The organism is Streptococcus infantis (assembly GCF_047460685.1).
GTDB classification, from domain to species: domain Bacteria; phylum Bacillota; class Bacilli; order Lactobacillales; family Streptococcaceae; genus Streptococcus; species Streptococcus infantis_AD.
The window spans coordinates 40,779-58,118 of sequence record NZ_JASHFS010000001.1; the positions used below are offsets into that span (position 1 = coordinate 40,779).

Annotated in this window: 8 protein-coding genes; all 8 read right to left on the reverse strand. The window is 43.1% G+C overall.

Features of this window, described 5'->3' with window-relative positions; translation table 11 throughout:
- Positions 1-127: 127 nt before the first annotated feature.
- The 8 genes from QM917_RS00195 to QM917_RS00230 all read right to left on the reverse strand — a co-directional run bounded on the left by QM917_RS00195 (position 128) and on the right by QM917_RS00230 (position 17,322).
- Complete coding sequence (locus tag QM917_RS00195; RefSeq protein WP_414284226.1) at positions 128-6,808, reverse strand: G5 domain-containing protein; 6,681 nt, start codon at positions 6,806-6,808, stop codon at positions 128-130.
- Positions 6,809-7,175: 367 nt separating this feature from the next.
- Positions 7,176-7,421: a DUF3165 family protein gene (locus QM917_RS00200; protein ID WP_049549039.1), complete on the reverse strand. Its 246-nt coding sequence runs from the start codon at positions 7,419-7,421 to the stop codon at positions 7,176-7,178.
- Positions 7,422-7,440: 19 nt separating this feature from the next.
- Positions 7,441-9,282, reverse strand: a complete 1,842-nt coding sequence (typA, locus tag QM917_RS00205; RefSeq protein WP_375555277.1) for a translational GTPase TypA — start codon at positions 9,280-9,282, stop codon at positions 7,441-7,443.
- A 144-nt stretch (positions 9,283-9,426) separates the two neighbouring features.
- A complete protein-coding gene (locus tag QM917_RS00210; RefSeq protein ID WP_083301275.1) occupies positions 9,427-9,588 on the reverse strand; it encodes a hypothetical protein in 162 nt (53 codons plus the stop codon).
- Positions 9,589-9,894: 306 nt separating this feature from the next.
- Positions 9,895-10,233 carry a hypothetical protein gene (locus QM917_RS00215; RefSeq protein WP_153225051.1) on the reverse strand — a complete coding sequence of 113 codons (339 nt, stop codon included), beginning with the start codon at positions 10,231-10,233 and terminating at the stop codon, positions 9,895-9,897.
- Between the two features lie 3 nt (positions 10,234-10,236).
- Complete coding sequence (locus QM917_RS00220) at positions 10,237-12,735, reverse strand: RHS repeat-associated core domain-containing protein (protein ID WP_414284228.1); 2,499 nt, start codon at positions 12,733-12,735, stop codon at positions 10,237-10,239.
- A gap of 204 nt (positions 12,736-12,939) precedes the next feature.
- On the reverse strand, positions 12,940-13,362 hold the full coding sequence (locus QM917_RS00225) for an SMI1/KNR4 family protein (RefSeq protein WP_414284230.1): 423 nt from the start codon (positions 13,360-13,362) through the stop codon (positions 12,940-12,942).
- Between the two features lie 12 nt (positions 13,363-13,374).
- A complete protein-coding gene (locus tag QM917_RS00230) occupies positions 13,375-17,322 on the reverse strand; it encodes an HNH/ENDO VII family nuclease (protein ID WP_414284232.1) in 3,948 nt (1,315 codons plus the stop codon).
- Positions 17,323-17,340: the final 18 nt, after the last annotated feature.

Below are 17,340 nucleotides of genomic sequence, written 5' to 3' on the forward strand. Positions count from 1 at the left end.
AAACACCTTTTGAACTGCGAAAACTTGCAATTCAAAAGGTGTTTTTCTGTCTCGAACCTAGCTAACTAGTTAATCTTACCGAGTAGCAAAATTTCTATGAACTCCTAATGATAGACTTATCTTTCCCTTAAGAAGTATAGATGGAATTTCTAAACTCATTTGATTCCTTGAGATATGCCTTGTATATAGCTTTTTTCAACGTCTGAACAGGAGTTTCAATAAATCGGTATTGTTTTTGGCTGATATTTCCTACTTTAATCTGAGCAAGTTCTTCTTTTACCGCTTCTTCCATCAATTGCTTCATTCTTTCAGGACTAGAAATCAGTTCTTGCTTACCTTTGTAGTCAATGGTAATCGGTTTTAACTTACTGATATTAGCAATCCGTTCATCCATTTGTTCCTTCTTAAATTGAGCATAGGTCTTACCAGCTAAGATCTTTTCAAAGATGTACTGGTCTGACAAAGGACGATTCTCTTTTTCTGCATCTTGCTTGTATTGATTAGAGACATAAGGAACGAAGCCTTCGTAGTAACCAAGACCTGCCATGAGTTCAAAGGCTTGTTTTCTAAAGCTGATATCGCCACTCATCCCCTTATCATTTTCGTTGACACCATAAATCGTATCAAACATATCAACGGTATAATAACCATTGGCATCTACTTTCCCTGTAGCCGTAAATCCTTTAATGATATAGCGATTTACCACGATGTGATTGTCAATCAAACTATGAACATCGCCTAGCTTGCTAGCATCTGCCTCGGTCAAGGCCTTGATTTCCTCACTCTGGTGAGTTGGTTTGACCGATGGATTTGGATAAGGAACAGGTGTTCTTGAACCACTTGTCGCACTTGGTAAGAGTTGCTTGAAGTAGACTGCCTTATCCGTTGCTGATAATCCTCGACTCGCCTCAGCTTCTAGATAATCTAAAGTATAGAGAACATCGAAACTACCGTGCATATATTCTTTCAAATCTGCGGCTGATTTAAAGCGCTCTGGTGTCTTGTTGTAGAAACTGTCTTTGTCACTCTCATCATAAACAAAGTTCAAGTTAAAGTAGCTATCCGTTTCAGGAGTGTAGGAGTTTTCAAAGATTCCACGTGCATAGAATTCTGCCCCTGTACCATCTCGTCGACCATAATTGTTAAAGAGAACTGTACGATCCAACAAGTGAGTCATTTCATGAGAATAGGTTGCTGACCCTCGATCGTCCAAAACCCTATCAATAAAGTAGCGAACACCAGCCCCATTAGCCTCAGCACCTACTGATTGAGGCGGAGAATACATGCCTAACGGAGACATGAAGTCCTTGACTCCCTTATCCGCCTCTGGACCAAACTCCTTGGACCAGGTTTCCTTGATGCCTACATTTTGCTTACTAGTATACTTTTTCATAGTATCCACAATCAAACGGTTGGTTACTAGTTTTGATTGATTGTCTTTTTTAGTGATTCTATAAAGCGTATCAACATAAGCAGCCTGACGCTCAGCTGTCAATTCAACCAAAGCCTTCACTTTTTCCAATTCAGCCTTATATTGAGCAGGATTGCTCTGAGCCAGTGAGGTATCCATATAAGTTCCGATATTTCCGTAAGAAACGGTTGCCATATTTGTAATGGCATAAACGCTTGGTTCCTTGATATTCACTAGTCCTAGAAGGGTAGCCATGTTATATTGTTTGCGATTATCAATCTGTTGAGGTTCTGCTCCATACTTGGCAGGATCAGAGGTCAACTTCGTGTAGAGACTTACATTTTCGTCTGTTTTTTCTTTAGATTGCTTCTCAACAACGATGGCTTTTGTAGCATCCTTCAACCAAGTATCGCCATCCATGTTTGTAAAGGTTGTTCGGTTATAGTCAAGGAAGTCTAATAGGCTTGACTTATCTGTTACTTTTCCAAAGTATGTTTCAAATGTTCGTGGACTATTGACCAGCTTCATCTCATCATAGCTCATTGAACCTAGAGATGTTAGCCATTCTAATGACGTCACCTTCTTGCCAAAAGAGCTTGGATTGTAGGCAAGAATATCACGGATGTTGGTTTTGCCAAAATCAATATTGTAGAAACGATTGATATAGGTTAAACCTAGGAGAATCTTTTCCTTATTAGCTTCTAAATCTGCCTGAACCTTGGCTCTGGTTTCTGCTGTGTTTCCGAGTACACTCAAGGTATGGGCTACAACTTTTTTAAGGTCTGTATCTAGGGTCTTTTTCGTTTCTTCAAGCGTATCTTTAATAGATAATCTCTCTAGATATTCTTTGCGAAGGACTTCTTTAACCTCTTCATCTGTAATAGTAGGATTAGTTTTTTTGAGTTCAATCTTCTTACTAATTACATCCCGTCCCAGAATATTTGGTCTGAGGGCATTTGTCACGTAAGGATTGGAAAGCAAATCTACAGCCTTCATTCCTTGGCTAGCCGGTCTTACATCAATGGCATTTTCCAACTCCGTATTCACTGGAAGAAGATGAGGTTTGTTTTCTTTACTTCCCACCAAGATGATCTTTGGCTTCATTGCTTTTGTCACAGTACTTGTTTCCGTGTGTGATAGCAATTCACCTGTTTGAGAATTTACTTCATAGACTCTGGTAGTGGTGGTCTCGCCAGGCTCGCCCTGGCTTTCTACTTTTTCAAAATCCTTATCAAGTGTTGGATCCTGACGACGTTCCTCCTTGATTGGAATTGGGGTCACAATAGTCTGGACATTTCCGACCTTCACTACCTTATCAATCGGAGCTGTTACTTCTTTTTGGTGTTCTCTTTCTGTAACCTGACCTGTCTGAGCATCTACTTGATAGGTGGTAGTCGTTTTTTCGCTTCCTTCCTTACCTGAAACAGCAACTTTTTCTGTTTGATAAGGAAGCGCAGGGTCCGCTTCATATATCGTTTTATTGGTGATAACCTTCATTTCCACACTTGGTTTGCTTCCAACTAGAATAATCTCATCTACCTTTTCCACCAAGGTTTTTGATGTACTAGACTCTGCAATCTGGCCACTTGTTTGATCTCTTGTATATCGGGTAGTGGTTTCTACTTGTCCATTGACACCATGTGTTTTCGTTTTTCTAGAACCGACCTCTTGACTGTCATCTGCTTGATAAATTATTTTGTAGGGGATTGTTTGGGTTTCAACTTTTGGTTGTGGTAAAGGCAGAGGCTCTTTTTTGGTCCCTACAAGGATGATTTCTGGAATCGGGGCTGTTGTTATTTCATTAGAGACCTGCTTGCGATTTTCCTTGCCATCTACACTCGTAACCTCGGTTAAAATAGTACGCTCGCCGGCTACTCCTACTCTGATGACACGGGTTTGACCCTTAAGCAAGTCTGGATCTTCCTGATGAATAGTGTCATAAGCAACGGATTCTGTCGTTACTTCAAGATCTGGCTTCTCCTCGACCAAGCTTGGAGAACCTTCACTTGGAATTGAGGTCGATTCTACCTTAGTGCCTACTGCGATGATTTCGGTAACTGGCGCCAAGGTTACAGTGTTGGATTTGACTTGGCGGTCTTCCTTGCCATCTACAGTCGTGACTTCCGTTAAAATAGTGCGCTCGCCTGCAACGCCTGCTCGGATAAGGCGGGTTTGACCCTTAAGCAAGTCTGGATCTTCATGATGTATTGTATCATAGGCAACGGATTCTGTCGTAACTTCAAGCTCTGGATTCTCTTGGACCAAGCTTGGAGAACATTCACTTGGGGTTGAGGTGGATTCTACCTTAGTACCTACTGCGATAATTTCGGTAACTGGTTCTAAGGTTACAGTGTTGGACTTGACTTGACGGACCTCCTTGCCATCGACAATCGTCACTTCCGTTAAAATCGTGCGCTCGCCTGCAACGCCTGCTCGGATAAGGCGGGTTTCACCCTTAAGCAAGTCCGGATCTTCCTGATGAATAGTATCATAAGCAACGTTTTCTGTCGCAACTTCAAGCTCTGGATTCTCTTGGACCAAGCTTGGTGTACCTTCACGTGGAGTTGAAGTGGATTCTACCTTAGTGCCTACTGCGATGATTTCGGTAACTGGTTCTAAGGTTACAGTGTTGGATTTGACTTGGCGAACTTCCTTGCCATCTACAGTCGTCACTTCCGTTAAAATAGTACGCTCACCTGCTACGCCTGCTCGGATGACACGGGTTTGGCCCTTAAGCAAGTCTGGATCGTCCTGATGAATAGTGTCATAGGCAATGACTTCTGTCGTAACTTCAAGCTCTGGCTTCACCTCTTCCAAACTTGGAGTACCTTCACTTGGAATTGAAGTGGATTCTACCTTAGTGCCTACTGCGATAATTTCGGAAATTGGCTCCAAAGTCACAGTATTGAATTTGACTTGACGGACCTCCTTACCATCTACAGTCGTGACTTCCGTTAAGATAGTGCGCTCGCCTGAGACTCCCGCTCGAAGGACGCGGTTTTGACCCTTAAGCAAGTCCGGATCATCCTGATGAATAGTATCGTAAGCAACGGTTTCTGTCGCAACTTCAAGCTCTGGCTTCACTTGGACCAAGCTTGGAGTACCTTCACTTGGAGTTGAGGTGGACTCTACCTTAGTGCCTACTGCTATGATTTCGGAAATTGGCTCCAAAGTCACAGTATTGGATTTGACTTGGCGGACTTCTTTGCCAGCCACAGTCGTCACTTCCGTTAAAATAGTACGCTCACCTGCTAGGCCTGATCGGATAAGGCGAGTTTCACCCTTAAGCAAGTCTGGATCGTCCTGATGAATAGTGTCATAGGCAATGGCTTCTGTCGTAACTTCAAGCTCCGGCTTCTCCTCGACCAAGCTCGGAGCACCTTCACTTGGAATTGAGGTGGATTCTACCTTAGTGCCTACTGCTATGATTTCGGTAACTGGTTCTAAGGTTACAGTATTGGATTTGACCTGGCGGACTTCCTTGCCATCTACAGTCGTCACTTCCGTTAAGATAGTACGCTCACCTGCTACACCTGCTTGAATGACACGGGTTTGACCCTTAAGCAAGTCTGGATCGTCCTGATAAACAGTGTCATAGACAATGGCTTCTGTCGTCACCTCTAACTCTGGCTTAACCTCGACCAAGCTTGAAGTACCTTCACTTGGAATTGAGGTGGATTCTACCTTAGTGCCTACTGCGATAATTTCGGTAACTGGCTCCACAGTTACAGTATTGGATTTGACCTGGCGGTCTTCCTTGCCATCGACTGTCGTCACTTCCGTTAAAATAGTACGCTCACCTGCAACGCCTGCTTGGATAAGGCGAGTTTGACCCTGAAGCAAGTCTGGATCTTCCTGATGAAGAGTGTCATAGGCAACTGCTTCTGTCGTAACTTCCAATTCTGGTTTATCTTCGACAAGACTTGGAGTACCTTCACTTGGAATTGAAGTGGACTCTACCTTAGTGCCTACTGCGATAATTTCGGTAACGGGCGCGGTTGTTATTTCATTAGAAACCAGTTTGCGAGTTTCCTTGCCATCGACAGTTGTCACCTCAGTTAAGATGGCACGCTCACCGGCTACTCCTGCTCTGATGACACGGGTTTCACCCTTAAGCAAGTCTGGATCGTCCTGATGAATAGTTTCATAGGCAACGGCTTCTGTCGTAACTTCCAATTCTGGTTTATCTTCAACAAGACTTGGTGCACCTTCACTTGGGATTGAGGTAGATTCTACCTTAGTGCCTACTGCTATGATTTCGGAAATTGGATCCAAAGTCACAGTATTGGATTTGACTTGGCGGTCTTCCTTGCCATCTACAGTCGTCACTTCTGTTAAGATAGTGCGCTCGCCTGCAACCCCTGCTCGGACAACACGAGTTCGGCCCATAAGCAAGTCTGGATCGTCCTGATGAATAGTATCATAAGCAACGGCTTCTGTCGTGACCTCTAGCTCTGGTTTCACCTCGACCAAGCTTGGTGTTCCCTCACTTGGGATTGAGGTGGATTCTACCTTAGTGCCTACTGCGATGATTTCGGTAACTGGTTCTAAGGTTACAGTGTTGGATTTGACTTGACGGGCTTCCTTGCCATCTACAGTCGTCACTTCCGTTAAGATCGTTCGCTTACCTGCGACGCCTACTCTGATGACATGAGTTTGACCCTTAAGCAAGTCTGGATCGTCCTGATGAATAGTATCATAAGGAACTACTTCTGTCGTCACTTCAAGTTCTGGCTTCACTTGGACCAAACTTGGAGCACCTTCGCTTGGAATTGAGATCGATTCTACCTTATCTGCTTGTGGAGAATGAGGTTTTGTATGTTCATTTCTAGAAACTTCTCCATTTCCCCTTACAAAATAATAACCTGTAAATTCATACCCCTCGATCCTTTCTGGTCTAGGCAAAAATTCTCCTGCAACTGTTTTGACAAGAGCTGGACGAAGCTCTACTAAGTTCTCCAAGGCAGAAACTGATAGTGCAGTACCACCTACAGCCAAAACTGTCACTAGAAAGAGAGAGGCTCCTTTTCTCTTTTTAATGAGAGTGAGCGAAACTAACAAGATACCTGTACCTAAGACAGGTAGGATAGCATTTGAAAACAAGCCAGTATCAGGTAACTTAATAGCAGACTTACGGTAGACGAAGTAATAATCCTTACCTTCCTCCACTTGGATAGCATTCTCTTCAAACCAACGTAGTTCAGCCTTCAAAGATTCAGGCAAGTCTTTATCTTCCACATAGTGTGACACTAGCTGAGGAATTCTTTCCTCTGCAAGCACGGCATTTCCACCTGTGCCTACAAAAAACAAACTCGTTCCCAATAAGACGGAACAAGTTCCTACTGCATACTTTCTCAAAGAAAAGCGTTGTTTTGCTTTAAAATGATGTTGTTTCATGATAAACTCCAATTTCGTATCTATTCCTTATCACAGTATATCAAAAATAGTAAACGTCTACAAAGGATTTGAATAACAAAATTGCTATATTTAGCTTCTTTATCCAATTTTTAAAGAAAAGTATCCTTATTCTTTGTAAACATTCACAGTAAGAACGTAATTTCCTCCCAGAAGTTCTTCTATTATCTGCTACTTAATAAACATCTAGTGAATGAAAGTAGGAGGCCGATGAAGCTTAAAGAGCCTAAATTTCTAGATTATACAAAGCAAAAACCACAAGTAAACTCAGTTTTACTGACTTCACTTGTGGTAGTTATGTTTTATCAAAATATTTACCGAATCCTAATAGAACTCAAAAGCCACATACCTATCTCTTTTTCACCGACATTAGGGAGATATCTCGCAAACTAAAGTAAGCAAGGACCAGCATGGCTACTGTGATAAAGAATTCTGTTGGTAGCTGAAAGATTTGTAGGATGGACAACATGAGCAAAATCACGAGGGAAACGAGACCAAAAACAAGAATTACAATATTAACTGTCCCCTTGATACTTTGAGGTGTCGCAAATATGTAGAGTAAGAGTAATAAAATCCCTATGATTAAATAGACCATTTTCTGCTCTTTCTAGCTCTTATTCAGCTGATTTTTTCTTTTTGTTTGCTTTCTCACGCTCTGCCTTGTTAAGGATTTGTTTACGCAAACGAATAGATTCAGGCGTTACTTCCATGTATTCATCGTCGTTCAAGAACTCAAGTGATTCTTCAAGAGTCAAGATACGAGGAGTCTTGATAACCGCTGTTTGGTCCTTAGTTGCTGAACGAACGTTGGTCATTTGTTTCGCTTTCGTAATATTAACAGTCAAGTCATTTTCACGAGAGTTTTCACCGATGATCATTCCTTCGTAAACCTCAGTACCTGGGTTGACAAAGATAGTACCACGTTCTTCGATAGACATGATTGAGTATGTTGTTGCCTTACCAGTATCGATAGAAACAAGGGCACCACGGTGACGTCCACCAATTTCACCTGGAATCAATGGCAAGTATTGGTCGAAGGTATGGTTCATGATCCCGTAACCACGAGTCATTGACAAGAACTCGGTTGAGTATCCAATCAAACCACGCGCAGGAACGAGGAAGACCAAACGAGTTTGACCATTACCAGTTGAGATCATGTCTAACATTTCACCTTTACGTTCGGAAAGGCTTTGGATTACAGATCCTTGGTATTCTTCTGGTGTATCGATTTGCACGCGCTCAAATGGCTCACATTTGACACCATCAATCTCTTTTACGATAACTTCTGGACGAGATACTTGAAGCTCATAGCCCTCACGACGCATGGTTTCAATCAGGATTGACAAGTGCAATTCCCCACGTCCTGATACAGTCCATTTATCTGGTGAATCAGTTGGGTCAACACGAAGAGAAACGTCTGTTTGCAATTCCGCCTGCAAGCGTTCTTCTACCTTACGAGAAGTGACCCATTTACCTTCCTTACCAGCAAATGGTGAGTTGTTGACCAAGAAGGTCATTTGAAGTGTTGGCTCATCGATGTGAAGAACTGGAAGAGCTTCAACTGCATCTGTTGGAGTAATGGTTTCTCCGACAAAGATATCTTCCATACCAGATACGGCAATCAAGTCACCAGCTTTGGCTTCTTGAATTTCACGACGTTCCAAACCAAAGAAACCAAAGAGTTTTGTAACACGGAAGTTCTTTGTTGTACCATCCAATTTAGAAAGGGTAACTTGGTCCCCAACCTTTACACTACCACGGAAGATACGTCCGATACCGATACGTCCTACGAAATCATTGTAGTCAAGAAGTGACACTTGGAATTGAAGAGGCTCATCAGAGTTATCAACCGGAGCTGGAATGTGATCGATAATGGTATCAAAGATTGGCGCCATTGTCTTTTCTTGATCCGCTGGATCATCTGACAATGAAGATGTTCCGTTGATCGCTGACGCATAAACCACTGGGAAGTCAAGCTGGTCATCATCCGCACCAAGCTCGATGAAAAGTTCCAAGACTTCATCCACTACTTCTGCTGGACGAGCTGATGGCTTATCAATTTTGTTAACCACAACGATAGGCACAAGGTCTTGTTCCAAGGCTTTTTTCAATACGAAACGAGTCTGTGGCATAGTTCCTTCGTAAGCATCTACGACCAAAACAACACCGTCAACCATTTTCATGATACGTTCAACTTCTCCACCGAAGTCCGCGTGTCCTGGTGTGTCCATGATGTTGATACGAGTTCCGTTGTAGGCAACTGCTGTATTTTTCGCAAGGATGGTGATTCCACGCTCTTTCTCAATATCGTTTGAGTCCATTGCACGCTCAGCTAACTCTGTACGCGCGTCAAGAGTTTCAGATTGTTTCAACAATTCGTCAACGAGGGTCGTTTTACCGTGGTCGACGTGGGCGATAATCGCGATATTACGGATATCTTCTCTTAATTTTGTCATGATTTCCTCTATTGTATTCAAAAATTTATTTTCTAACTGAACGATTATACCACAATTTTAAGCAAATGACTTAATTCAAGTAAGTGTAAATGTTTTCAAAAGATCATTATTCTTTATAAATTGAAATACAGTTGAAAAGGCATCTTAAAATAATGTACTAATGTTACGAAAACTAATACAGCTGATGGTTTTCCCATCGGACTTGGCTACTTTTTCTAGCTGGTCATTGACATAGTTGGTGCTATGACCGTTGGCATCTGTTTCTTTTGCCAAGCTACCTGTAGCGTCATAGGCATACTGAGTCACTCCACCTACACATTATCTTAAGTTAAACCTCACTATTTTGCTTACTATTTGAAAATGAAGTTGAGACCGCATCATCTCAACTTCACTTTGTAATTATTTTTTCTTAGTTCTCAAATCCCACTCCGCCTGTAATCTGGGTAATGAGGTCTAAATGTTCTTTGACGGTAACTTATTGCAGAATTTCAGTAATAGTGACTTCTATTTCTGACTTTAAATCATAAAATCCTATATGTACGCTATTCTTGTATATCCAAAACAGGTCTAAATTGGAATAATATTCTTATAGCTCAAATAATTCTTAAATTATTATCCGTCTTGAAGATTACACTCCTCAATGTATTCTAACCATGCATCAATATTAGGTAGAACTTCCCTTTGTTCCCATCCTGAATCAGCAAAGTCATGAATTATATGCACTAGAGTACTATCAACATCTTCAAAACAGGCGATATCATCATTATCACCTCTCCTTGCAAATGGATATAATGTTCGCTCAGGATATCTTGTTTGAAGACCTCTAAATCTCCTAACCGTTTCTTCATCGTTCATCAAGTACCAAACACCAAAATCAACGATACCTTTAGAAACTAAATCTTTTAATTGTTGTGGATAGGAAAAAAAAGAATGATTAAATGTAAATGGCATGAATTAATTCCTCCGTTCTAAGTCGTACGAACCGTATGGATTCAAGGTTCGAAAAGATGATTTTTGCTTACCAACACGTAACTGAACTGCTTCTCCCCAAGTTGAAGGTGTACCAGCAGGAGTTGTAAGTCTATCTATAAATTGTTCTGGAAGAGGATCCGTATATTGATGTACTCTAGCCGTAGCAGCAATCCCAGCTCCTCTAGCAGCTATAACCCTTGTATTATCAATAGTTGTTAACTTACCATCAGGCATATTCACAACATCAATTGCATCTCCTTTCCAACCATTAGATATCATACTAGATTGTATAGAATCGGCTCCATTAACAGAACTTTGACTAAACCTAATGTTGTAGGGATTAATTTGTGATATTTTATCTGATGGTGCTGGCAAGGCAAGTGGTTTACTAGTCGGCCCAGGCAATGCTAGTTGCTGAACAGGGGTTACATCTTTGCGTGGTCTCGTGATCGGTACATCCCCTGATTTCGGCTTCGTCGTCACCACATCAGCCTTAGGAGCCTTCTTAGGAGACACACTACCTGCTCCGTTGGTAAAGGTGTTAAAGGCAAAGTTCATAGCGACTGTTTGACCAGTAATCTTATTGCCTGTGGCCAAATCAATACCTGTATCAATCGCAGTCTCAACCGCAGATTCCACTCCAATCTTGGCAACTTGTCGAACTGCTTGATTGCCAATATTTTGGGTCACATTAGTTGCTAGACCAGCTCCTGCTCCCATCAATTGACCGCCAATAAGACCTGAGATAGCACCCGTTCCTGCTCCTTTGGCAATCGAACCAACCAATTCCCAACCACGTTGACCAGAACTATAGGCATCATATCCTGAGATGATTGCTCCAGAGGCTGCACCACCGATAGCCATCGCTACGGGGGCTCCAAGACCTCCAGTCGCTACGGTAAGAGCAATACCGACACCGATAGCTCCCGCAGTTACGGCAACCTTCTTCCAGTCGACATTTCTCACGAAATCAACGACTTGATTCTTGATCCGTTCGGCTGTTGTACAAACATGTTTTAAGGTATTCTGCAAGGCTGTTCCCCAGTTTCGGAGGAGATTCTTTCCTTCTCGGATGGTTGGGGAAGAGCTCAAGCCTGTTGCTAGGGCATAGGCAGACCGAACCACTTGTTGGCGCTTAGCTTCTATCTGTGCTGCCGCTTGCTGGTATTTCGTTTGTACATAGTCGCGGGCACTATTGTAGGTCGTTTGAACCTTATTCCACTGTCTGCCAATCCAATTCGATGCACGGTTAACCTGGGTGCTGACCCAGTTAACACCTCTATCAATCTGTCTACCAACCCAATTCGACGCTCGGTTAAATTGGGTGTTTGCCCAGCTGACTCCTCTACTAATTTGTCTACCAGCCCAATTAACGCCTCTACTAATTTGTCTGCCAGCCCAATTAAGACCTGACTTAACATAGTTCCAGCCTTTTTTGATACTGTTCCAGAAGTGCCCACTCGGGTCGGTATAGTTGACGGGGTTGTTCTGCACATAGCTGTAACGGTTCTGGCTGAGAGGGTCTGTTTCCTCACCTGGGTAGCTATCCTCGGTTAAGAAAGTACCTCCCTGACTATCATAATACCTTGCGCGTAAATAGTCAAGTCCAGTATCGTCACGGGCTTCGCCGTTATAGGCGAATGGATTCCCTGTTGTATCTGTGCTTGTCTTTCTTGCTCCATAGAGGTTATAGCGACTGGATGCGACGGCTTGTCCATCCTTGGTCAAACCTGTCACAGAGCCTGATTGGTTGGTCAAATAGTTGTAGCTGTCACCTGTTTGGTTGTTGAGGTAGCTAGCTCGACCTTTGCCATAACTATAGGTCTCACGAGTCTTGCCATCATGGTCATAGGTTTCAAGGACTTCTGTATGTTCACGATTGACATCGTTGACATAGTTGCGTTCCTCGTAGTAGTTGTAGGTATCCTCTCGTGTGGTATAAGGGATGAGGACATCCTGAACCTGACTGGCATAGGTTACTTCTCCCTGTCCAGGTAAGTTTCCGAGCTCTGGTGGGGTGACCACAATCCCTTCCTTACTTGCTCGATCCTTAGCCACTTTCTGGTGATAGGCTCTCGACACATTGTCAAAGATGCTGTGCCAGATGCTTCCTACTGTCTGTGGTAGGGTGGATAGGGCTTGGAGGACATTCTGACTAAAGCCATACCAGAAGAGGGAGTTTTCTTCCCCACTTGGGGCTGTGTATGGCGACTTACGACCTGACTTGCTTTCCTTTGGCTTGCGTTGGAAGAGTTGATAAGTGTTCTTGCCTTCCTTACGACTAGCAGTGAAGACACGATTATCATCTCCGTCGTAAAGTGCAGCCATGAGAAGATCCTTCTTGTCCTTGATCGCAAGCAAGCGGTTCTCTGTGTCGTAGATATAGTCTAGCTTCTCTGAGTTTTTCTCAGAAGCGATGCGATTGCCATTCTTGTCGTAGGTATAGGTGATGGTACCATCTGGCCCTTCCAGTTTGTTCAAGCGGTTATGATCATCGTAGGTAAAGTGTGTCTGGCTCTCCTTACCATCGACTGTCTCGGTGCTGGTTAGTTTATTGCCGGCTAAGTCATAGGTGTAGAGGACTTGACCATCTTGCTCTTCAGAGTGTGAACATAAAACTCTCGAAGAAATCCATCCTCGAGAGTTTTATATATATTTCTAATGCATCTGAATTAATTATTAATACTACTCATCTATTCTTTTTAGTAGAAATTCTATAAAATCCTTAGCATAGTATTCTCCATCCCTAAAAACTGGTAACTCATTAGTCAGACCGTCCTGATTTTGAAAATAAAACATACCATCTTCACCCTCACAAATAACTAATTGTTCAGAGTTACTAAATCCTTGCTTTCTATTCAGTTCGTTTATGTAAACAATATCGCCTCCCACAACCGTATCAAAATCTAATCCATAGATACTGAATATTTCTTCTCCATAAATTTCTCCACCCATGTAGTTTTTAAGCCACCATTTATAAGTTTCAGGAAAAATAAAATTTAATCTTTCCTGAGCTTTTGTAATCCATTCATCAGAAATCCCCTCTCCAAATGGTGCAAATTCTACACCCTCGGTAGAAGCAATCTTCTTTTTCAATTCATCAATCATTTTTCACCTCATTTATTTAATAAAATCGTTAGCCCTATTTTCCCAATAATTTTCTCTCCACAACTTAAATTCACTGCGATTAATCCCTGAAGAGATTGTATTAGGATTAATATGAATTATTTTTGAATTACTCTTATGGAATGTATACGTAGTCTCTGCAATTGAACTAGTTTGTCTCTGTGTAGTATGATGCAATTCAATTGACTTTCCATCGGGACCTATAGGCGCTCTCCCGCTAGCCATACGTTCCACATTAGTTCCAGTAACAGTAACACCTTTATCTTTCCACGAACTCACAATATTAGGATCTATCAAATCATCTCGTTGGTATACCTTATTTCCTTTAAACTCCACTTCAGCTTTCCAATATTTTCTATTTTGGCTGTAATCCAGTTTAGGTTTAGTAGAACTTCCTGATTTCTGCTTGCTGGTATTGACATCAGCCTTAGGAGCTTGAACTGTTTCACTACTACTCCACTGCTGACCATTACCAGTCGGAATACTAGAATTATACTTAGCGACTTGTCTACCGGCAATCGCAGCTGCCACATCTTGAATCGGCGCAATCCACGGTACATATGGAGCGACAGCTTTCTCTAAATCACTCGCTGGTGTCCCATCTATCCGATTCCCTGTCTCAGCTATATGCTTGTATAAGTTAGTATAGTGATACTTATTCATCTCAGCTACTTTTTGAGCTACCCTAGCATCTTCAATAGCCTTTAATTCTTCATAACGAGAGATGATGTATCTATTTCTAGGTGACCCCTGTGGATTAAAGTAACCTGTGCCTTGATAAGTATTATAGTTTCCTAGAACATTACCGTATTTATTTTTCAGTTCACTAAGAGAACTTGAATCAATATTAGCTTTTTCAGAGACTGTTAGTCCATATCTTGCCGCATCTTCATACTTTCTAAAGTCTGCGACAGATGGAACTTTAATTTCTCCCTTATCGGAGGCACCGGTTGTTTTTGGATTACATACATGCTTCAAGGTATTCTGTAAAGCGGTTCCCCAGTTACGAAGTAAATTTAATCCTTCCCGGATGGTTGGCGATGACTTGATGCCTGTTGCTAAACCATATTCATAACGAATCTGTTGGCGACGACGCTGTTCTGCTTGGGCTCTTGCGCGCGCTGCCTGTTGTTGGGCATATGCATAAGAACTTTGTCCTCCGTAACTTCCACCTTGATATGTTGCCACATTGGGACCAAAAGCTTGATAATAACTTGCTGGTGCTCGGAAATTTCGATCGGTTCGAATACGACGATCTGTGTATTCATGTAATGACACTGCACGGCCTAAAGAATCTTCTTCAACAATACTCCGTTGGTAGAAACGTTGTAGGCGCGTATTGATACTACGAGGGCGACTTGGTTCGCCTTCACCACCCATCCAGACCATTCTATGCCCACTCGGGTCGGTATAGTTGACGGGGTTGTTCTGCACATAGCTGTATCGGTTCTGGCTGAGAGGATCCGTCACCTCACCTGGATAACTATCCTCGGTTAAGAAAGTACCTCCCTGACTATCATAATACCTTGCTCGTAAATAGTCAAGTCCAGTGTCGTCACGAGATTCGCCATTATAGGCGAATGGATTCCCTGTCGTATCTGTGCTTGTCTTTCTTGCCCCATAGAGGTTATAGCTACTTGATGCGACGGCTTGTCCATCCTTGGTCAAGCCTGTCACAGAGCCTGACTGGTTGGTCAAGTAGTTGTAACTGTCACCTGTTTGGTTGTTGAGGTAGCTAGCTCGACCTTTACCATAACTATAGGTCTCTCGCGCCTTGCCATCATGATCATAGGTTTCAAGGACTTCTGTATGTTCACGATTGATATCGTTGACATAGTTGCGTTCCTCGTAGTAGTTGTAGGTATCCTCTCGTGTGGTATAAGGGATCAGAACATCCTGAACCTGACTGGCATAGGTTACTTCTCCCTGACCCGGTAAGTTCCCAAGTTCTGGTGGGTTGACCATGATCCCTTCCTTACTTGCTCGATCCTTAGCCACTTTCTGGTGATAGGCTCTCGACACATCGTCAAAGATACTGTGCCAGATGCTTCCTACTGTCTGTGGTAGGGTGGATAGGGCTTGGAGGACATTCTGACTAAAGCCATACCAGAAGAGAGAGTTTTCTTCCCCACTTGGGGCTGTGTATGGCGACTTACGACCTGACTTGGTATCCTTTGGCTTGCGTTGGAAGAGTTGATAAGTGTTCTTGCCTTCCTTGCGACTAGCAGTGAAGACACGATTATCATCTCCGTCGTAAAGTGCAGCCATGAGAAGGCCCTTCTTGTCCTTGATCGCAAGCAAGCGGTTCTCGGTGTCGTAGATGTAGTCTAGCTTCTCTGAATTCTTCTCAGAAGCGATGCGATTGCCATTCTTGTCGTAGGTATAGGTGATGGTACCATCTGGCCCTTCCAGTTTGGTCAAGCGGTTATGGTCATCGTAGGTAAAGCGTGTCTGGCTCTCCTTGCCATCAACTGTCTCGGTGCTGGTTAGTTTATTGCCGGCTAAGTCATAGGTGTAAGAGAGTTTAGAGAGTTCCTTACCAGATGCATCCGATACGGTCATGTTTTCCACTTGACCCAGAGTATCGTAGGTATAGGTATGGACTAGGGTTTCGCCATCCTGCTTGATGGTTTCCTTGGCAATGTAGCCACCATCATCATACTCATAGCCGTAGCTGGAGATGAGCTTGTCTTGCTTGTCCATGTGACGGAGTTCGGTGAGACGGTGAGCCTTGTCATAGGTCAAGAAGCTCTTAGTCCCATCTCCTCGGTCAACCTCCGTCAGATCTCCTGCTGTGTTATAGCTATAGCTGGTCTTTTGTCCCTTAACATCTGTCACGGAAGTGAGACGATCCAGTTCATCATAAGTGTAAGAGACTGTACTGCCATCTGGGTAAATCATCTTCGAGATATTGCCATAGGCATCATACTCGTACTGAATCAGGCTACCATCTCCCTGACGAACACCCGTGATCTCGCCTTCTTCGTTGGTCGCGTACTGACTAGTTCCTGTCAGGTCACTCATAGACACCCGACGACCATCCGCATCATAGGTATAGAGGACTTGACCATCTTGCTTTTCAGAGTACTCCACCTTGAGCAGTTGATCCAGCTTGTTGTAGTCATAGCTGATGGTTTTCCCATCGGACTTGATTACTTTTTCGAGCTGGTTATTGACATTGTAGGTATAGGTCTCCTTATCTCCAAGACTGGTCATGCGCTCCACTAGATTGGAAAGCTGGTCATAGCTGTAGCTTGTGACCTTGCCATTTCCATTCGTAACCGAAGTGACATTGCCCACACTGTCGTAGGTATAGCTAGAGGTAGAAGCCTTCTCTCCACTTCCTTGTGTCGCTGTAAGCAACTGATCCTTTAGGTCGTAGGTGTAGGTCTTGACACGCTTGCTTCCGGATGTGACACTGGTGAGGTTGCCATTGGCATCATAGGTCATACTTGCGACGCCACCAGCTTCATCTGTGATCTTCGTGAGATGGTTATCATGGTCATAGCCATACTTAGTCCACTGGCCTGCCGTATCGCTTTCTGAGGTGAGGCGATTGAGGCTATCATAGGTCCGCTTGGTTACTTGACCGAGAGGATTCGTCTCCTCAAGGAGATTGCCATTCGGATCATAGGTATAGGTCGTTTCGCGCTTACCATTGATAGTTCGTTTGGTCACCTGACCGACTGGGTCATAGCTTGACTCCACTGTTCGACCAGTTGGCGTTTTGATCGTTTTTAGTTGATCGAGGGTCGTATAGTCAAAGGTGGTTGTAGCACCGGACGGTTTGGTCAGTTTGGCTAGATTCCCCGCTTCATCGTAGCTATACTTGGTTTCAAGGTCAAGGGCGTTCTTAGCCGTTAAGAGACGGCCAACCTTGTCATAGCTATAGTGATTGCTTCGATCGGATTGGTCTGTCTCTTGCACTAAGTTTCCAGACACATCATAACTATAGGTTTT